14 protein-coding genes are annotated in these 19231 nt (G+C 40.1%); 7 read left to right on the top strand and 7 right to left on the bottom strand.

What is annotated here, in order from left to right; genetic code table 11:
* Window positions 1-190: 190 nt before the first annotated feature.
* Complete coding sequence (locus KSMBR1_RS13240) at window positions 191-1294, top strand: IS4-like element ISCku3 family transposase (RefSeq protein WP_099323638.1); 1104 nt, start codon at window positions 191-193, stop codon at window positions 1292-1294.
* A gap of 708 nt (window positions 1295-2002) precedes the next feature.
* Here KSMBR1_RS13240 and KSMBR1_RS13235 read toward each other — a convergent pair.
* Window positions 2003-3037, bottom strand: coding sequence for a hypothetical protein (locus KSMBR1_RS13235; protein WP_099325757.1), 1035 nt, complete (start codon window positions 3035-3037; stop codon window positions 2003-2005).
* 291 nt (window positions 3038-3328) lie between these two features.
* Between KSMBR1_RS13235 and KSMBR1_RS13230 the strand changes: the two genes are divergently transcribed.
* Both KSMBR1_RS13230 and KSMBR1_RS13225 read left to right on the top strand, forming a co-directional pair.
* Window positions 3329-4231: an apurinic/apyrimidinic endonuclease family protein gene (locus KSMBR1_RS13230; RefSeq protein ID WP_099325756.1), complete on the top strand. Its 903-nt coding sequence runs from the start codon at window positions 3329-3331 to the stop codon at window positions 4229-4231.
* A 195-nt stretch (window positions 4232-4426) separates the two neighbouring features.
* Window positions 4427-5437, top strand: coding sequence for a cache domain-containing protein (locus KSMBR1_RS13225; protein WP_099325755.1), 1011 nt, complete (start codon window positions 4427-4429; stop codon window positions 5435-5437).
* On the opposite strand, the gene KSMBR1_RS13220 is transcribed toward KSMBR1_RS13225, so the two are convergent.
* The gene (locus KSMBR1_RS13220) at window positions 5370-7136 is read right to left on the bottom strand and encodes a hypothetical protein (protein WP_099325754.1); all 1767 of its coding nucleotides are present in this window, start codon (window positions 7134-7136) and stop codon (window positions 5370-5372) included. The genes KSMBR1_RS13225 and KSMBR1_RS13220 overlap by 68 nt on opposite strands.
* A 118-nt stretch (window positions 7137-7254) precedes the next feature.
* On the opposite strand from KSMBR1_RS13220, the gene guaA reads away from it, so the two are divergent.
* Window positions 7255-8805, top strand: coding sequence for a glutamine-hydrolyzing GMP synthase (gene guaA / locus KSMBR1_RS13215; RefSeq protein ID WP_099325753.1), 1551 nt, complete (start codon window positions 7255-7257; stop codon window positions 8803-8805).
* 253 nt (window positions 8806-9058) lie between these two features.
* Here the strand turns inward: guaA and KSMBR1_RS13210 are convergent, their stop codons facing one another.
* The 5 genes from KSMBR1_RS13210 to KSMBR1_RS13190 all read right to left on the bottom strand — a co-directional run bounded on the left by KSMBR1_RS13210 (window position 9059) and on the right by KSMBR1_RS13190 (window position 14891).
* Window positions 9059-10405, bottom strand: a complete 1347-nt coding sequence (locus tag KSMBR1_RS13210; RefSeq protein WP_099325752.1) for an ammonium transporter — start codon at window positions 10403-10405, stop codon at window positions 9059-9061.
* A gap of 60 nt (window positions 10406-10465) precedes the next feature.
* Window positions 10466-10804, bottom strand: coding sequence for a P-II family nitrogen regulator (locus KSMBR1_RS13205; protein WP_099325751.1), 339 nt, complete (start codon window positions 10802-10804; stop codon window positions 10466-10468).
* A gap of 521 nt (window positions 10805-11325) precedes the next feature.
* The gene (locus KSMBR1_RS13200; protein WP_230408001.1) at window positions 11326-12681 is read right to left on the bottom strand and encodes an ammonium transporter; all 1356 of its coding nucleotides are present in this window, start codon (window positions 12679-12681) and stop codon (window positions 11326-11328) included.
* A gap of 253 nt (window positions 12682-12934) precedes the next feature.
* Window positions 12935-13273: a P-II family nitrogen regulator gene (locus KSMBR1_RS13195; RefSeq protein ID WP_099325750.1), complete on the bottom strand. Its 339-nt coding sequence runs from the start codon at window positions 13271-13273 to the stop codon at window positions 12935-12937.
* Window positions 13274-13331: 58 nt separating this feature from the next.
* Entirely contained in the window at window positions 13332-14891 is a 1560-nt protein-coding gene (locus KSMBR1_RS13190) for an ammonium transporter (RefSeq protein ID WP_099325749.1), read from the bottom strand.
* A 932-nt stretch (window positions 14892-15823) separates the two neighbouring features.
* On the opposite strand from KSMBR1_RS13190, the gene KSMBR1_RS13185 reads away from it, so the two are divergent.
* The 3 genes from KSMBR1_RS13185 to KSMBR1_RS13175 all read left to right on the top strand — a co-directional run bounded on the left by KSMBR1_RS13185 (window position 15824) and on the right by KSMBR1_RS13175 (window position 18913).
* Complete coding sequence (locus tag KSMBR1_RS13185) at window positions 15824-16657, top strand: serine/threonine protein kinase (protein ID WP_099325748.1); 834 nt, start codon at window positions 15824-15826, stop codon at window positions 16655-16657.
* Between the two features lie 34 nt (window positions 16658-16691).
* Complete coding sequence (locus KSMBR1_RS13180; protein ID WP_157820601.1) at window positions 16692-17615, top strand: metallophosphoesterase family protein; 924 nt, start codon at window positions 16692-16694, stop codon at window positions 17613-17615.
* A 488-nt stretch (window positions 17616-18103) separates the two neighbouring features.
* Entirely contained in the window at window positions 18104-18913 is an 810-nt protein-coding gene (locus tag KSMBR1_RS13175; RefSeq protein ID WP_157820600.1) for a protein kinase domain-containing protein, read from the top strand.
* The last annotated feature ends 318 nt before the right edge of the window (window positions 18914-19231 follow it).

Genomic DNA, 19231 nt, shown 5'->3' with positions numbered 1-19231 from the left:
GTTTATAACATGAATAGCCATAAGTTTTTCTTCTAATTTCTACGCTCTCAGACTGGGTCAAATGAACTTTGTTGTCTCAAAAATGGGGGCAACTCCCCATAAGCGCTAACTTGTTTTATTGACAAATTTTATTCATCATGGTATTTTTATGTTAATTATCCCGCTAATCACTCTATAGGAGGATAAAGCCATGATGAGAGAAGATTGGGATCTTCTAAGAACTTTCTTCCCAAACGATTGGAAAAGTTTAGCCGTTGATACAAATGCTTTAAAAGGCTTGCGCAAGGATAAATCTGAAGAAAAGCTTCTTCGAACATTATTAATTCATTTAGGATGTGGCTATTCATTGCGTGAAACAGTAGTTCGAGCCAAGCGTGCTAACTTAGCAGATTTATCCGATGTTGCCTTATTAAAGCGATTAAAAAAGAGCAAAGAATGGCTATATAAATTATGTTTATCTTTATTCCGTGAGCGTGGCCTCCAAATTAATAAACGGAATAATTTTCATCTTCGCTTATTTGATGCAACAACAGTAAAGGAACCTGGGAAAACAGGAAGTCTTTGGCGCATTCATTATAGTATTGAGGTTCCTTCATTATCTTGCGATTTCTTTAAACTTACGGGAACTGAAGGAGAAGGCACAGGAGAATCTTTTCGGCAGTTTCCGATGAAAAAAGATGATTATATTATAGCTGACAGAGGTTACTGTACTGGCCAAGGAATTCATCATGCAACAAGGAAAGGCGCTTATCTTAGCGTTAGAGTTAATTCGCAATCTCTACGGATATTCGGCGAAGAAAAGAAACCCTTTCCTTTATTGAAAGAAATCCAATATTTAAAAAGACCCCTTGCTATAAAATCATGGAACGTTTTTATTCCAAACGTTGATAATACTGAATATGTCAAAGGTCGTCTTTGTATAATACACAAAACAGAAGAAGCCATTAAAATAGCTCATAAAAAACTTAAAAGACATGCAAGCAAAAAGGGCATTGAACTAAAACCGGAGACCCTTATTTATGCCAAGTACGTAATAGTATTCACAACGTTTCCTGAAAATCAATTTACCGCTTTTGATATCTTAGAATGGTATCGAGTTCGATGGCAAATTGAACTGGTCTTTAAAAGATTTAAACAAATAGCACAATTTGGACACTTACCTAAATACGATGATGATAGCTCAAAAGCTTGGCTTTATGGCAAACTATTCGTTGCTCTTTTGACAGAAAAACTAATAGATTTTGCTACGTCTTTTTCCCCCTGGGGATACTTCATTGTCAAGCAAGAAGACTAAAAGCAAATGGCGTGAATTTGCTTTTATGCTTAATCAAGTAAAACGGGCTATAGAACCAGCGTTATCATTACAGGAAGTTCTTAAGTGCTGGAATGACATTGCTTGTTCTTTAGCAGAAAATACAAGAATCCGAAAAACACAGATATCAAAATACTTCGAGCATACCTAAAACAAGTTAGCGCTTATGGGGCAACTCCCCGCATTATGCCTGTTTTTGACCCTATTTAGTGCTGTTTTCCCATTAAAGTGGAGAATGCCTGTCGTAAAATTAGGATAAAATTGTCCATTTGACCCGTCTGCGGAGCGTGGGAAAGAGGGTCAAATTTGTTTTCATAATAAAGGGGGTAGTTGAATCGATGGAGAAATCCAGTCCACCCTCTGCACACCCGCCAGCGGGTGACATGGTTTGAACAGGAGCATTCCCGATTTTTGGTTAACTAATGGTACATTGTAACACAAGCATCCCGGCTCGAAAATAAGACTACAAAAAATAGTTTAAGTACAGATACTACAACACTATATGGCTATAAAACCATTTTCATCGTTTCTGGGTGTTGCAAATGCAACATGATGACTGCTTCTGGCATTTTACCCTCAAGCTGGAAGTTCGTATTTTTTATATCTCGCTTGGTGCTGGTATCGCCAGCGTAGGTTTACAAGGTGCGATTCAAATCCCAAATCGTAATTCGTAAATCGCCCCCCCCTGTTTCACATGCGTATGGGGATTATTGTTGCAAGCGATTCAATTGATTTTCTGAATGGGGTATTTCGCACATATTTCCACCTCTCATCATTTGGTTCCGGCGCCTGTTTGGTAATGTTACGGATAAAAGGAAGCCCCCTGAGACCCTCATTCAGCGCAAAGGCATGCGTCCGGGAATTTGCTTCACCCATAGGGACTACATCGGTTACAAAATCAACGAACACCTGCATATCGTCAAAGATTTCAGTAGTCACTGTCCGTCCGGCCTTAAAATTGCCAATGGTGGCGTCCGGAATAGTTTCCAATAAATTTATACCTGCAAACAGTGCATTCTCGCTGACATGTATTGCGCTCCTTGGCACGCCTACTACAATGTCTTTGAAAACAGCATCAACAAATATCTTTTTGAAAAAGTGTTTTGTTGCGTCGAGTGCATTTGTAGGGGAACTTTCCCCTTCCGGGGTGTATTTGCCAAGGGTGAATCCGCTGGCAATATCTTTAAAGAAATTTATTATTGTGCCGAAAAAACCGACTTTTCCCCCCGCCTGAATGGAACCATTGCTATCAACATACTTAAATGGCGCGCCGGCGCCTACGTCTTTAAAAATGTTAATAATATTTTCGCCGGCATCTTTCAGGTCTTTTCCTACTCTTTTACTAAATTGAGATTGATTTAAGTCATAATCTATTGTATTTGTTTCTTTATTAAGCGCAAAAGAGTCCCCGCCGGGTTTTGATAACAGTTGGTCTTCTTTGTACATTATTAGCTGTTCTATAAACGATGGTGAGGTTTTTCCTTTTTTTATGTTTTCAGAGGCTGTTTGAATGGCAAAACTATTACGCTCTAACTGCGATAAAGCTGGTTTGCCGGTTTCTATAGTTTGAGTGGCGGAATGTGACGTCGTTTGGGATGCCTGGCTTTTTAATTCATGGTTAATAATATCCCGGAACAAAGAATTGTCAGTACCTTTGGCAGCATCTGTGGTGAAACCAGAATTGACCTGGGTACTGATCGTCGAAATTTCTGTACTCTGTATCATGATAAACCTTCTTTAAAGAATGTTTTCGTATGAGGCATAAGAATTTTTAGCAAATATAGTGCCTTTAAAATAATAGGGGTGAAGCATTTGCCTGCGTAGAAGATAAGGACTTAAAATGCTACATACCCGACAACTCCGTTTTGTTGAACGAGTTATAACTATATGCAGCAAACGCTTCGCCCAAATGGGTAAGTGATTTTATTTTAATGTGAATATATATTAAAGAAAACGGTGTGGAAAAATTTTCCCCGTATTGTGTCCTGATATTGTTCAGAAAGGAATGTTTTTATAATGACGGTATTGATAGAGATGAGTACCATGTGTTTCAAAGACACAGAGGTGTTTGCAAAGGTAACAAATTGTAAGGAAATGGTTGAATCACAAGGGTTTGAATTTGGTATTCAAATTCATAATACCATTTCAAGGGAGTTGTATAACAAAATTAAGGGATATAATGTAAAGTATACCGTTCATGCCCCATTATTTTCTCAACATTTCATAAATCTGGCAGGAGATAATTTTGAGCGTATTGTTGAGGATTTTGAAAACACGGCAAATATTCTTGAAGAGTTGAACAGCACTATTGCCGTGCTGCATGGATTTTTCATGACCACAAAACCAATTAAAAATGATCCTGCCAACTATGGGAATGTATTGCGCGAGGCAATAGACAGTAAATACCTTTTACACAATACCCGTGTAATGAATCCGGAATATTTAGCTACGGAAGAGTTTCAGGGCTACCAAAAAGGGGTGAAAATAAATATGGAGAGGCTAAGAAGCCATTTCCCGGCCTACATCCTGTGCATTGAGAATGATTTTCCCGGGCTTGGGAATGGAAATCAAACACCGGAGCATTTAAAATATCTTGATTGCCCAATCTGGCTGGACGTCGGCCACCTATGGGCATCAGCGATTTTAAATAAATTTGATTTTTACGAGGGAATTAACGAGATATGTACGCAATGTAGTGTTATGGGGGTGCATTTAAATACAAATCAAACGCCACTCGATTGGAATTTCAAAGCGCCAATGGGAGATACCCATTCGCATTTTTCTACTGACTATGATATGGATATGGAAAAAATCATTTCTCTTCTTAAAAAAAATCACATTACGCATTTTACCATCGAAATTATTGGTGGAAATGAAAAGGATGTAGCATTTTTCATTGAGACATATCGAAATGCGTGATAGTGTGTATGGTCGAAATCATTTGCCCCGGCGAAACCGGCAACCGACAGATTGTGGATTGTAGATTGTCTACCCTCCTCCCCTAACTCAATCAATAAACTTGACAAAACAAAATTTATTAGTATCATGCGGAAGTCTATTTTTTTTACATGAGAAATCGTATCTATAATTTAATTTTGAAATGGTAAAGATAAAATGTACAGGATATTAGTCGCATCGAGTATTGCTTTTTTCACATTTTTGGTAATTATGGGGCCATTGACGTATCGGACACTTATCCCCGCATTGGAAAGCGAGGTGAAGAACCATTTGATCTCAGTACGAGAGATAAAAAAGGTGCAGATTCAAAACTTCTTTTATGAAAAATACGGAGACGTGCATATCCTTTCCAAAAACCCCCTCGTAGAACAAAGTTTACCCCGATTCTCCAATGCATTTAGATCTGCAGGTTTAGATTCTGCCTCATACAAACAGGTCGATACCTATTACGGACCTCTTTTAGAACATTACCAAAGACGGTTCGGTTATCAAAACATTTTTCTTGTTGATAAAGACGGAAATGTTGTTTTCGGGATAAAGCGCAATGAATACCTCGGTACAAATTTAAAAACAGGCGTTTATAGCTCATTTACCATTGGAGAAGTGTTTAAAGAAGGTTTAAATAATATTAAATTTTCTGATTTGACATGGAGTGAGGAATCAAAAGATTTTGTCTTTCTGGGGGCTGCCCCTGTGTATGATGCTTCTAATACTCTTTTAGGGTTGGTGATGGTTGAAATACCTTTTTCAAAGATTGATCCTATTTTATTGCAAAGGGATGGATTAGGGGAAACCGGGGAGATTTATGTGGTTGGTGATGACAACTTCATGCGGTCAAAGTCAAGGTTTTTGAAACAAAACACTATTTTAAAACTGGAAATTGACACACAAGCAACGAAAGAAGCACTTGCGGGGCATACGGATATAAAAATCATAAAAGATTATCGCAATATCCCCGTACTCAACGCCTATACCCCCCTTGAAAACCTCAGGGATGTCCACTGGGTGCTTTTGATAAAAATAGATAAAAAGGAGGCGTTTTATGCCGTGCTTGCCTTGAAAACAAATCTTATCATCATTGGCACGGTCATAGCCGTTATCACGATTGTTTATCTTTATTTTTACTTTCGGAAAAGACATTTGCAAAGTGGTCATGCAAGGCATTAAAAGGAAATATACCTATTGGATATTCCCTGCATTTTACCACCTTGTTGTAGGCCTTTTTCTCTTTAATAGCCGCTAGTTTTTTTTGTCTGTTCCCGAACTCATTAGTTATTTGTTTAAACATAGACGCATTCAATTTTTTGATTTGATGGAATAACTGACTTCGTTTCTCCTTGTCGCTTCCCCTCATCCTCTCTATCAATGCACGTTTTTCCTCCACCATTTTTAAAAACAGGGGATGTTGCCTTGTTTTTCCCGAAGCATGTCTTTCGGGATTGGTACGCATATCGTTCAGCTCTTTTTGTAAAGCAGGGAATGTTTTCGCGTCAATATCATGTGTTTTGACAGGTAGAAATAATGTGGTTGTTGTCGTAATATATTTTGGCGGGTTTATATGAAAGAAATCTTTCATGATGCCATTTGTTATCACATCGTACCTTGATCCGCCGATTCCATGGATAAATACATCAGACAGGAATAATCGGGAAAACATCGTTAGGGTAATCGCCCTGGGCCGCAATTTAATAGGGTGGAAAGGATGCGACGCCAACGACCTGAGTCTGGAGATGATTTTCTGCGGATCTTCATCTTTCTTTAATGCCAATTCCATTTGATTGCCATTTGTTACTATTATGGAACCGGCATCATATCGTGCATAACATTTATTACGTGCGCCGCCTTTTTCCCATATCCAAAAGGGCAGTTCCACCAAGGTATCATGTATTTCCAGGTCGGGAACCGGATTTGCTTTAGAGGAAATGGCATGAGTGTTTCGATAATCATTTAATTTTTCGTTATGAATTTCTGTAAATTGTTTTGCATTGTACAAAATGTGCAGGAAAAAAGAGTAGAACCCTTTCGTGTTACACATCAGCGAAACAGGGATTTCAAGATTTTTAATGCCAAAGGCGTTTTCAAGACCCTTTCTTGCCGCCGTAAACAATCCCGTCATGTCCTTGCAGCCTTGCTGATACGCATGCCGTATTTGATACATAAAACAATCAAACATGATTTGCATATCTTTAACGGTATTTTTTACGTCGTCGTGATTGTTTTTCCGGAGCAATGCATCAACTTTATCTTTAAAGCGTTCTATCACCTCTATCCTTTCAAGCGAAATTTCTTCATAAGCCTGAGTTTCTTTCCCCTCAACAAATGATACTTTCTGAATAGATGCTGATTCTTCGGAGAAACACGGCACATACACAAAACCAGCCTTACATGAATCACTGTCCACAATAAGATTTATGCTTATACCTTTTAATTTCTCTGCCAAATAATATGCGAGATGGTTTTTTATCCATATCCCTGGATGATAGAAAATGGGTTCATGTCCGGTGAGTATTATTGGTATACTTTCAGGACAGTAACGATGTGAGATTATTGGTTCAACAGGCAAAAAACTTTCGTATAATTGTTCAGCGGCATTTTTTCCGCTATCATTTACCGTGTGGCTAGTTGTTTCGCTGGATTTGTGCGGTAGGAACGAAAAGATTTTTTTTGTGTATTGTGTTGCGATGTTTAATAATTCCAAGCGGGTTTCATTCCGTAATGTCTGAAAAGTGATATCAGTTATTTTAAAGGCATAATGCTGTATTTCCCGCATATTGTCTCGCGTCAATTCCGGGGCGTCTCCGATAGGCGGATAAAAAACGGACGCTTCGTTTTCCGGTATTTTATAAGGAATATTTTCTGTTGCCATTTTCAAATGATTCTGTTTTAGTATTTTAAACCAACGTAGGCATGGTTTTATTTTGCACTGAATAAAGCCATGTTTTTAAAAACAGGCCGTATAAAAATATGTCTGATTAGGAAAAGAAATGCTCGAAAATAACATTGAAAAAGTTTTAATCCTTGATTTTGGATCTCAGTACGCGCAGCTTATTGCCAGACGCGTAAGAGAAAACCATGTGTACAGCGAAATAGTATCACACCTTATTACTGCAGAACAAATAAAAAAGATAAAACCAAAAGGCATTATACTCAGCGGCGGACCTGCCAGTGTATATTCAAAAAATGCACCGGGATGTGATGAGGAAATAATGAAACTAGGAGTGCCTGTTTTGGGCATTTGCTATGGCATGCAATTGGGATGTATGATGCTTGGCTCAAAAGTAAGCCCTAGCGCTGCAAGAGAATATGGGCGTACTTTATGTGCCATCAGCGGTGAAAACAGATTTTTAAAAACCCTTCCACAAGAGATCACGGTATGGATGAGTCATGGCGATATCGTTACTGAATTACCGGCGGAATTTGAGTCGCTTGCACACACAAAAAATTGTCCTTATACGGCAGTAAAGCATAAGAATAGGGATTTCTATGGGGTACAATTTCATCCGGAAGTGACACATACGCCAAATGGCAGTCAGATCATAAGGAATTTCCTCTACGAAATATGCCATTGCTCGGGAAACTGGAAGATGGATTCCTTTATTGAAAAATCGGTGAATGACATAAATAGACAAGTGGGAAACGGGCGCGTCGTTTGTGGCTTGTCCGGCGGGGTTGATTCCGCGGTAACTGCAGCGCTTATTCACAAGGCAATTGGCAATCGTCTTTCGTGTATTTTTGTTGATAACGGACTGTTAAGAAATTTTGAGGCAGAAGAGGTAGTTAAAACATTTAAAGAAAATTTTTCAGCAGACCTCCATGTGGTTCGGGCGCAGGACCGATTTCTGGGGAAATTAAAGGGTGTATCAGACCCGGAAAAAAAGCGTAAAATTATTGGTCATGAATTTATAAAGGTATTTAAAAATGAGGCGCAAAAGATAAGCGATGTACAATTTCTCGCCCAGGGCACATTGTATCCTGATGTTATAGAAAGCATACCTGCACATGGCGGCCCGACAGTCACTATAAAAAGCCATCACAACGTCGGCGGATTGCCTGAAGAATTAGGGTTTGAACTGGTTGAGCCATTACGATTTTTGTTTAAGGATGAAGTAAGGAAAATAGGTGAAGAACTGGGGCTTCCGAAAGAATTGGTCGGACGCCATCCATTCCCAGGGCCTGGTTTGGCTATCCGGATAATAGGAGAAATTAGCGGACAGCGTTTAGAAGTCTTGCGTAAGGCAGATAAAATAGTCATTGAGGAGATATGCAAAGCGGGCTTATACAATAAAATTGCTCAGTGTTTTGCGGTGCTCCTGCCGTTAAGTACCGTTGGGGTTATGGGTGATGAGAGGAGTTATGAAAATGTGATTGCTGTTCGTGCGGTAGAAACAACAGATTTTATGACTGCAGACTGGTACCGCATTCCCAATGAAACGCTCGGAAGTATTTCTCATCGGATTATAAATGAGGTGAAGGGCGTTAACCGTGTGGTATATGACATAAGCACAAAACCTCCGAGCACAATTGAATGGGAATAGTCGGAATGACAGATTGTTGTTAAACGGCATAATAGAAAATCCACAGTCCTCAATCTGTGGATTGCCGATTACAGAAGGGACAATTAAATATTTTCCCAAAAAGCATGCACTGACGAATGGAAGTGTGCGAAGAAATTACTGATAAGGTACTAAAGCGTTACCATTAAAAAAGGCGCTGTCTCCAAAGAGACAGCGCCTTGTATTTTTCCGTAAATCTAATCCCTCAAACCACAGTAATGCATGAGGTCCGGAATTAGTGCCCGGCAGGTATCTTCAATGTGCTAGTAGATTCCATCTCAAGGTGGTAGCCAATCTCGCCGTGCTGAGTAATATCCAGCCCGGTGTCTTCTTGTATTTCTGCTGTCCTTAAGCCTATCGTATACTTGAGAAATAATCCGATAACCATTGTCACTGAAAATGCGTATGACCATGAAATCAGGAAACCAATACATTGTAAGCCCAATTGTTTGAAGCCTTCCATACCCCATCCAATGAATAAGCCGTCAACTCCATCAGGCCCCATTACCATTTTGGTACAATATAGACCTGTGGCAAAGGCGCCTATCGTACCGCCAATCCCATGTACTCCAACTACGTCCAAAGCGTCGTCATATCCAAAAAGCGCTTTTAGCTTCATGCTGGCAAAGTAACATCCAACACCCGCCATAATTCCAATCTGTATAGCGCCTAAAGGCCCTACAAAACCAGACGCCGGGGTTATGGCTACAAGGCCGGCAACTGCGCCTGAAGCCGCACCGATAAGCGTAGGTTTTTTCCTATGAATCCATTCGCATACCATCCAAACGAAAGCAGCAGTGGCTGCAGACGAGTTTGTTATTACCCACGCAAATGCCGCCCTTCCGTCAGAAGCCAGTTCGCTGCCAGCATTAAAACCGAACCATCCGAACCAGAGCAGGCCCGTGCCGAGTAGCACCATCGGGACATTGCATGGTGGCCTTATGTTTTGTTTCTTGCGTTTTCCGAGTAATATCACGAGGGCAAGGGCTGCCGCACCTGAATTTATGTGTACCACCGTTCCGCCGGCAAAATCCAGCACTTCCCAGGCTTGGAGGAAACCGCCGCCCCACACCCAATGACATACCGGGTCATATACGGCAGTCGCCCACAGGGGAATAAATATTAAAAGTGCGCTGAATTTCATGCGCCCTTCAACTGCACCCATGATAAGCCCCACGGTAATAATCGCAAATGTTGCCTGGAATGCCAAAAAAGTGTATTCCGGAATGGTGCCGGAGAGTGTATCGGGCGTTATACCGCGCAAGCCGACCTTTGCCAAATTTCCGATAAAGTTGCCGCAATCCTCTCCAAATGAGAGAGAGTATCCCCAGAATACCCATTGGATACTGATTACCGCCATACTCATAAAAACCATCATTAACATATTTATGATATTTTTGGATGAACACATGCCGCCATAAAAGAAGGCAAGGCCCGGGGACATCAGAAGTACTAATGATGCCGACATAAGAATCCATGCATTATCGCCCGAATCCAATACATCGTCACCTGCCAATACTACGGATGATGCGGCCATCACCAGTACAAGGCTTAACATTGTCAGTAAACTAAATTTTTTCATTTTTAAAACCTCCTATTCGTCAGTTTAAAAATCCTTATCTTTAAATTTGCAGGAATAATGCTAAATTGCCTTTTCCCCGGTATCTCCGGTCCTTATTCGTATAACATCTCTTATATCGTAGATAAAAATTTTACCATCACCGATGCTGCCGGTTTGTGCCGCATCAACGATTGTTTTGGTAATTTTATCCACATTTTCATCTGTAGTGATGATCTCTATCTTAATTTTAGGCAGCAAATCCACAGAATACTGTTTGTCGCGGTATACTTCGGTTATTCCCTTCTGTGTGCCGTGTCCTTTTACCTCCGAGACGGTCATACCGGCTACCCCAATGGCTTTTAGGGCGTCTTTTACGGCTGTTAATTTCTGGTCCCTGATAATTGCTTCAATTTTTTTCATTACTACCACCTCCCATTAACGAAAACAATAAAGAGAAAAAATATTCGTAAAACATGACAAAAAACTAAAACCTCCTTTCATAGAAATAATGTGAATTAGTCTGGAACAATATTCGTTTCAGACAATAAACAAAAAAAACCGCAGTCGTCATGTTGCAAGCGCAACATGACGACTGTTGTTGATGTTAGTATAGAGAAGCATTGCATGCGTCTCTCTGTTGTATCAACATTTTCATTACGTATTCGCAATGCGTCTCTACAAAAATATTAAAATTCCTAAACGTCAAGGCGAAAAGTGCAGTGCTTGTTCTTATCGCAAGTACATCTTTATTGCCTTTATTGCCTTAACCAAGCCATGGTTATTAAGGATAAAATATTTACGAATAATGAAGTTTAGGAGGCGAATGTTACATTATCTGTTTTTGGAGTCAGGGAAAATTTTTAAAACAATGTAACGCTATAGTTTTTTGAAAAATCCGTCCAGGCATTTAACCGTATAGGGAATAGCCTGATGTTACAAAATTATTGATAGCACCCGGAGCCATGTTCGTAGAGATCCAGGCCTTTTTGCTCTGCGCTGATGGGGTCTCTTAATCCTATAACACGTTTTAGGAAAGAGAGAAAAAGAAAGCCCATTCCCAGACACCACACAATTAAGGTGATGCTGGCGATAAACTGGGAGAGCAATTGCCAGCCTGAACCTGTAATCAATCCTCTTACTTCGCAATATGTCCCGTCTGCAAATACACCTACTGCAAGTAAGCCCCATATCCCGTTTACTCCATGAACCGATATGGCGCCCACAGGATCGTCAATCTTTAGTTTATTTTCAATGAAATCGAGGCTGAAACATGTCAATGCGCTGCCGATAGCCCCGATTACAATAGCCGCCCAATGGGGAACATATGCACCGGATGCTGTAATTGCAACACAGCCTGCAAGAGCACCGTTGCATGCCATGCTTACGCCAAACGTTTTTGTCATAAAATAAGAAATATAGAGCAGGGTTAGAGCACCTGCGGCGGCGGCTAAAAAGGTGTTAGTTGCTATTATGGATACGCGCAATTCTGTAACGGCAAGCGTACTGCCGGCATTAAATCCAAACCAGCCGAAAATTAAGATAAGTGTCCCTATTACTATATACAGAAGGTTATGTCCGCGGATAACATTCGAGCTGCCATCCGGATTGTACTTGCCATATCTCGGCCCAACGCGCCAGGCCGCGACAAAAGCAATCAGTCCCCCTACTCCGTGTACAACTCCCGAACCTGCAAAATCTCTTGCCCCTACCCCAAATGGCAGCGTTTCCAGCCAGCCGTAGCCCCACATCCAGTGTCCATAAACAGGATACAATATGCCGCAAAGGAAAATACTATTAAGCACATGGGCATGAAACTTACATCTTTCCGCGATAGCGCCGGTTACTATCGTAGAGGCAGTAGATGCAAACATAACCTGAAATAACCAGAGCGCAGAAATATGAACGTCGTATGAGTCGCCTATCAGCAAAAATCCGCTATAACCGATAAATTTGTTTCCGTTGGTAAGCCCGGGAGCAAGTTGAGAACCTCCAAACATTAAAGCAAAGCCAAAAAGCCAGAAAATTATTGCTCCGGCGCAAAAATCCATAAAACTCATAGTGCCGTAATTCAGGGTATTCTTCTTTTGTACAAATCCAGCCCCAAGGAAGACGAAACCAACCTGCATATTAAAAACCAGAAAAGCGCTCATTAATATCCAGGCGAAGTTTACCGAAAATTTTAATCCCTGTATACTGTCAGAGTATGTTTCTTTTCCGCTGGGGTCTCCTGCAAACATATCATTTGCCAGGCATGTTACTATGACAATTAAAGTGATAAAAAGAAGACACCTTTTCAATACACCACTCCCAATAAATTTTTTATAAATACTATAATGTCAGGGGAAAAAATTTTTCGTAACAGCAGGGGCGAAGCATGTCTGCATACATCATAACTCGTCAAATAGGACCTAGTTGGGGCGCGTGTGCAGCATTTAGTCTTTATCTTCTATGCAGACAAATGCTTCGTCCCTACTACAAAAAAATAGCTGGCGCTATCAAAACTATTCATGGTAGCGCCAACTTTGGATTTAGCGCGGTATAGAATCCACCTTAAATGGCAGTCGCATCTTTCTCTTTTGTACGAATTCTATAAACGTTTTCTACATTTATGACAAATATCTTTCCATCTCCGATGCTTCCCGTTTGAGCTTCCGTGGTGATAGTATCGACAATCTTTTGTACATCCTCATCTTTTACCACAATTTCCAGTTTTATTTTTGACAGCAAATCAACACGATACCTCCTACCGCGCCATACTTCGCTGATTCCTTTTTGACTGCCGTGCCCTTTTACTTCCGTAACGGTCATTCCCGGATAGCCCATCTCCGTCATGGCGTCCCGCACAATATTGAACTTCTCCGGCCTGATTATTGCTTCTATTTTTTTCATGAAACTCCTCCATTCATATTATTAATACTATATATGTTTATTTGACCACAAACAGGTCTTATTTCTTAGAATTCGACGATTGTTTTTCTTGTTTTGCCTTTCCGTATACCCATCTGCCAAGTTTCTCAGAATAAATCCTCTCGCGTGAACGGTCCTTGCTGATTGCTTCTTCAAGCAAAGAGATTTGTTCTTTTTCTGCCTGAACATCGATGAGGTGTTCCCCCACAGCGCCAAAGAACCCTCCTTCCACAGGATAGCATGAAGTACCGTGATATGCAATATCAAGACCTTCTTCTTCTTCAAGGTCGGAAACCCTTAAACCAATTGTTCCTTTCAATCCGAAGAAGACCGCTCCGCCAAAAGCAAATGCATATGCAAAAGCGACAACAGTTCCGATAAATTGGGCAAGCAATTGCTCGCCGGTGCCAAGGATTAAACCATTTATACCATAGGTTCCATCGGCAAATAAACCTACGGCAAGCATGCCCCACATGCCGTTTGCGCCATGCACTGCCACCGCCCCAAGGGGATCGTCAATCTTGAAAACGACTTCTACCAGCGCTACGGCGCCTCTCATAATAAGGCCTGCAAGGACTCCGATAACAACTGCTGCCCATGGCGCTACATAAGCGCAAGGCGCGGTAATCGCAACCAACCCAGCCAAAGCTCCGTTACAAACAAACGATACGTCAACAAAGCCCTGTCTCTTCCATGTAAAGAACAACATAATTGATGCGCCCGCAGCAGCGGCAAGAAAGGTATTTGTCGCAATTATTGCTATACGTAAATCAGTGCCTGCCACGGTGCTTCCGGCATTAAAACCAAACCAGCCGAAGGCAAGAATAAAACAGCCAATGACAACATAGGTCATATTGTGCCCGGGAATGGCGTTTGGCGAGCCATCGGGATTATATTTGCCTTTTCTGGGACCAACAGCCCATGCGCCCATGAGGGCCATAATACCCCCTACTGTATGAACTACGGCGCAACCCGCAAAATCTACTACCCCGGCACCAATTGGAAGGGTACTCAGCCATCCGCCTCCCCATACCCAATGACCATAAAGCGGATAGATAATGCCGCACATTAAACAACTGTAGATAATATAAGGCACAAATTTCATTCTTTCTGCAACAGCGCCTGCAATAATTGTTACTGTTTTTGTTGCAAATACCATTTGGAAGAGCCAGAACATGACCGTTTTTACGTCATATGCATCCCCTAAAAGCATAAAGCCGTCCCAGCCAATACCAGGCCAGCCCCTATCAAGGCCTGAATACGCCTGAGACCCGCCAAACATCACAGCAAAACCGAAAAAATAAAAAACGCATGCACCCAACGTGGAATCAATGAAACAATGTGCTAGGTAGTTGAGCATGTTCTTTTGTCGTAAAAAGCCCCCTAAAAAGGCAAAACCCGCCTGCATGCTAAATACCAGGAATGCGGCTATTAACGTCCATACGACGTTGATTGAAATCTTTAATCCTTCAATACTCTCAGAATACGTATCGGAACCGTTTGGGTCTCCTGCCGCTTCAGCAACCCCCGTGCCAAACGCAAACAGACCCATTATTAGTAAAAGCCAAACACCGATCATAAATTTGTTATACATTTTCATAAGTTAAGTCTCTCTCCTTTTTATCACCCTACTAAAATTACAAATGTGTCTACAATGTAAAATGTTATGCTGGCATATTATATTTTCAATAGTACCTCCCTTTCTAAAATAAAACTTCCAAAAAACGGAGAAATATAACAAATGCAACCTGAGAATTCCGCATAATTTTAATGTGTTGAATGGATAATTGGCGATAGAATTCTCTTCTCTATCTATAAAATATACTTAAGGATAAAAGCAATTCAACTTTAATTGGCTTATTGGAGCAATTATTATTCCATCCGTTTGCGGTATATTTTTTTAAAGGCAGTTTCCTATAATGTTAAAATCCGTAACTATCCTAAAACAAAATAGATAAAACCATGCTGCAGTATAAATAATACTTCCTCCATGGTTTATAGGCAAAATAGTTTATAAATAATTAATATATTAGTATTTGTAAATATATTGCATAAGTATTTAATAATTTGGCAATTATGAATAAATTACGATTTAAATTCGAAATGCAACGACGGTTTATTTCAGCCACAGCATTCATGGGTAGGTATCATTTTTTCATTTGTTCGTGTAAAAAATTTAATATAGATTCATTTTTTGTTTAGAAAAATAGTTGTTTTAAATTTTGCGTATAATGCAAAACATATGAATACCTTACAGGCAGATGAAGTGTTTTAATTTTTCACCTCTTTTCTTTATGAAAATATGAAAATCAACGCTTTGAAGTCATAAATTGAATATTTGGCATTTTTTATGCGAACTAATGGTCGAAAAACAACATTGTACAGGATTATTGCCACCAACCAATTGATATATGTATAAAGTCCGCTCCCGGCTGGCATAGCCAGAGCCAAACAGGCACGAAAACAGTCCTCAATCTTCAATCTGCAATCTGCAATTTGCTGACAGTAGACTGCCGACTGCCGGCAGGGTATATGTTTTCTTGGATAACAATAACACGTATGTATATAATTAATAATTATCGTTTTCAAACGTTTAAGTGTGAATCAAATTTACATAAGTCTAACTATGCTGTTTTGATTAATGCTGCCGGTAAGGGGATAAAATACGCCCCTTATGCTGATTTTTCCGGAGAATACAATGTCCTCAAAAAGCTTAATCATAAACAAATTCCTAAAGTGTATGATGTTGGACATGGTGATTTATACAAGGATGAGAGGTTTTTGATAAAACAGAACTTTATCGTATTGCAACATATTGACGGTGAAGATATTCTGGAATATTTCAGGGAAAAGGATGTGGAAAAGGTAAAGGTCATAAATGAAGTGGTAAAGATGTTTCTTACGGTTTGCGACCCCTTAATATATCTGCATGCTATGAAGTACATTCATTGTGATATAAAACCAGGGCATTTGATTTGTAACAGGGAAACAGGTTTGGGGCATATCATTGACTTTGAACTGGCTATTAAACATGGAGAAGTTCTGCGGGGAATCAGCAGGGAGTATGCCTCGCCTGAACAGTTTCGCATTCTTGATTATTTGAGGAGCCAAAAAGGAGATCATGGCGAAGACGGCCTTCCCTCTTCTATGCAGTTGGATGGCAGAACAGATTTGTATTCCATAGGTCTCTTATTCTATGAAACGTTAACGAAAAAAAAATGGCAAAAAGGGATGGATTTGCCGCACAAAATTAATAAAAATATCTCTCAAAAACTGGAAGAAATTATCATGGGGCTTTTGGAAGAAGATGTTTCGAACAGAATTTCTTCCGCAGAGAAACTGGAAAAGATGTTGCGCAGTATCTAATAAATGCCTTTTACTTATTATGGAAAGCAAGCTCTTGAAAAACATTATAATATCAGATATTCATGGAAATGTTGATTCTCTGATTGCATTTATTAAAGAGATTGCGAAAAAGGAAGGTACCATTGACAGGCTGCTTATCGCAGGCGATATAGTAGGGTATGGCGCCTCTCCAAATGAATGCTGCGACATTGTACGCTACATGAAGTATGGAAAGAGAAAAGTACCGATTGAAAGAATATATAAAATCATTGAACAAATCAATCCGGAAACTTCTCCCGACAGGGATTTTATGGACGCCATTCAATTAATGGAAAAGAAATGCGTTGTCATTGGAGGAAACCACGATAAACAGGTAGTCGGGGAACCATCCCTTACCTCTGAAATGAATCCCGTAGCACAAGCCGCAGCGGATTGGACAAAAGGGGTATTGACGAAGGAGAATTATACCTTTTTAAAACGTTTATCGCTGAGAAAAAAATTTAAGCATGAGGGGTTTGAAATAGTACACAGTACCCCTTCGTACCCGATTGGTTATGAATATGCCAAAAATGCAAGCGTTTTAAAGTACACCACCTTATGGTCAAAGATAACATTTGGCGGGCATACACACCGGCCAGCGGCGTACATTTACACGAAAGAGAAGAGATTGGTAAATGCCTCCGTTCTCATCCCTACCGACAATTATGATATGAGATTAATGGTGATTGAAAAAGAATGCTCCGACAAGACAGAATCTTTTACGGTGGATCAAAACAATGACTGGAAATATTATGTTAACGTTGGTTCACTGGGTCAGCCTAGGGATGGAAATCCCGACGGGTGTTATGTTGTTTTTGATTCCACTTTAAACCAGATAAGCTTCAGGCGTGTGAGGTATAATGCTGAAGCTGCATCAAGAAGAATAACCGAAGCAAAATTGCCGAATGAGTTAGCCCAGAGGGTTTTAAAAGGGGTTTAGGCGCTTAGCGTCTAATATTGACAAAATTTTGTCGATATGTCGAAGCCTCTAAATTCGAATATAGGTAACACTTTAGTTTTTTGAAAAATGTACTACCTATAAGCTCCGTAGGAGCAGCCTGTTTGTAGCAAAATAGGATATTATAACAGAGATTAGCTCTGTTAGGAGCGACCTGTCTCTTGTAAATCCATATAAACAGGTCTACCTGAATACGGACAGGCCGCTCCTACGGAGCTATTTACCTTATTGAATTTTATTGCGCTACAAACAGACCGCCCCTGACGGGGCTACATGGTATTTTTTCTATCCCGGGAATTTTTCAAAAAACTAAAGTGTTACGAATATAGAAATTCGAAACAATACCGAAACTCAAAATTCAAATGTTAAAAACAAATCGGCTCTTACAGTTTTGGACAGTTCGAATTTTATTTTTTGGGATTTGTTTCGTATTTAGAATTTCACTATTTTTTTTGTCGGGAGTATATAAAATGTATTCTATTAACAAATATACGTTTAAAGAGTTTAAGATTACGCCCGGACACAGGGCTAATTACGCAATCCTTTGTAATCCTGAGTTCAAAGAAAATCAGTGGGGCATAAAATATCACCCTTCCAATGATTACGCGAGAGAATACAAAATCCTTGCCCTCTTTTCACATCCGCAAATTCCGGTTCGATATAAAGTGGGAAGGGATAACATGTATAATGATGACAAGTTTGTTTTGGCACAATATTATCTCATTATGACCCACTTTGAAGGAAAGGGCGTACTTGAATATTATAAAAAAAGGGATATGACCGACCGGAAAGAAATCGAAGGGGTAATTCAGCATTTTGCAAGCGTGACCTTGCCTTTGATGCACATGCATACCAAAGGATACCTTCACTCCGATATCAAACCCGGTCATCTTATACTAAATCCAACTACGGGTGTAATGGCGCTTATTGACCTTGAATGCACTATTAAAACAGGAGAGACGCTTCTTGGTATGAGCAGGGAATATGCATCCCCGGAACAGAAAGAAATGATACAACTCTTGAGAAAAAATGAGCGGGAAAAGGATGTGTTGAAAAAGATTAAGATTGCGGCCACATCCGATTTGTATTCTGTTGGGTTGATTCTTTATGAAGCCCTGACAAATAAGTTGTGGCAAGAGAATCCGGTCCCCCCATGGGAGTTAAATTCATCAATACCCGAGAAACTACACAAGGTTATTTTAGGATTATTGGAGGAAAACCCGTTAAATCGTATACATTCTGCAGAATTATTAAAAAATGAATTGGAAGCGATAGCGTAGTTGTTTTTCCGTATTGGTAAAAAGTGCTTAAAGCGGGTTCAGGTATTTCGTCAATGTTGTTTATCCTGTCTTTTCGGCAGGAAAACAATTAATCAGTTTGATCAATAAAGGGACACTCCCCATATTTCAAAAATTAATATGGGAAGTGTCCCTCTATTTTCCATGAACGCTTAATATACATCCCTTTGCTTTAATGCTCCCCGCAACACTTTCTGCATCTTGTGCGTTCATGCTTCCGGTTGCAACATAGCCCAAAGCCATTATTTTCAGCAGTGACCAGGTCACAATACCAATGCTGGATAAAACCGGCCTTGTACT

Source organism: Candidatus Kuenenia stuttgartiensis (assembly GCF_900232105.1).
In the GTDB taxonomy this organism is placed as follows: domain Bacteria; phylum Planctomycetota; class Brocadiia; order Brocadiales; family Brocadiaceae; genus Kuenenia; species Kuenenia stuttgartiensis_A.
Note: the sequence above shows the minus strand (reverse complement) of the source record. Positions and strands in the feature narration are given on the sequence as shown.

What these genes read in the sequence shown, in the direction of transcription:
- KSMBR1_RS13240 (WP_099323638.1), top strand. Translation starts at nt 191, where the DNA reads ATGATGAGAGAAGATTGGGATCTTCTAAGAACTTTCTTCCCAAACGAT.
- KSMBR1_RS13235 (WP_099325757.1), bottom strand. Translation starts at nt 3,037, where the DNA reads ATGATACAGAGTACAGAAATTTCGACGATCAGTACCCAGGTCAATTCT.
- KSMBR1_RS13230 (WP_099325756.1), top strand. Translation starts at nt 3,329, where the DNA reads ATGACGGTATTGATAGAGATGAGTACCATGTGTTTCAAAGACACAGAG.
- KSMBR1_RS13225 (WP_099325755.1), top strand. Translation starts at nt 4,427, where the DNA reads ATGTACAGGATATTAGTCGCATCGAGTATTGCTTTTTTCACATTTTTG.
- KSMBR1_RS13220 (WP_099325754.1), bottom strand. Translation starts at nt 7,136, where the DNA reads ATGGCAACAGAAAATATTCCTTATAAAATACCGGAAAACGAAGCGTCC.
- guaA (WP_099325753.1), top strand. Translation starts at nt 7,255, where the DNA reads ATGCTCGAAAATAACATTGAAAAAGTTTTAATCCTTGATTTTGGATCT.
- KSMBR1_RS13210 (WP_099325752.1), bottom strand. Translation starts at nt 10,405, where the DNA reads ATGAAAAAATTTAGTTTACTGACAATGTTAAGCCTTGTACTGGTGATG.
- KSMBR1_RS13205 (WP_099325751.1), bottom strand. Translation starts at nt 10,804, where the DNA reads ATGAAAAAAATTGAAGCAATTATCAGGGACCAGAAATTAACAGCCGTA.
- KSMBR1_RS13195 (WP_099325750.1), bottom strand. Translation starts at nt 13,273, where the DNA reads ATGAAAAAAATAGAAGCAATAATCAGGCCGGAGAAGTTCAATATTGTG.
- KSMBR1_RS13190 (WP_099325749.1), bottom strand. Translation starts at nt 14,891, where the DNA reads ATGAAAATGTATAACAAATTTATGATCGGTGTTTGGCTTTTACTAATA.
- KSMBR1_RS13185 (WP_099325748.1), top strand. Translation starts at nt 15,824, where the DNA reads ATGTTTTCTTGGATAACAATAACACGTATGTATATAATTAATAATTAT.
- KSMBR1_RS13175 (WP_157820600.1), top strand. Translation starts at nt 18,104, where the DNA reads ATGTATTCTATTAACAAATATACGTTTAAAGAGTTTAAGATTACGCCC.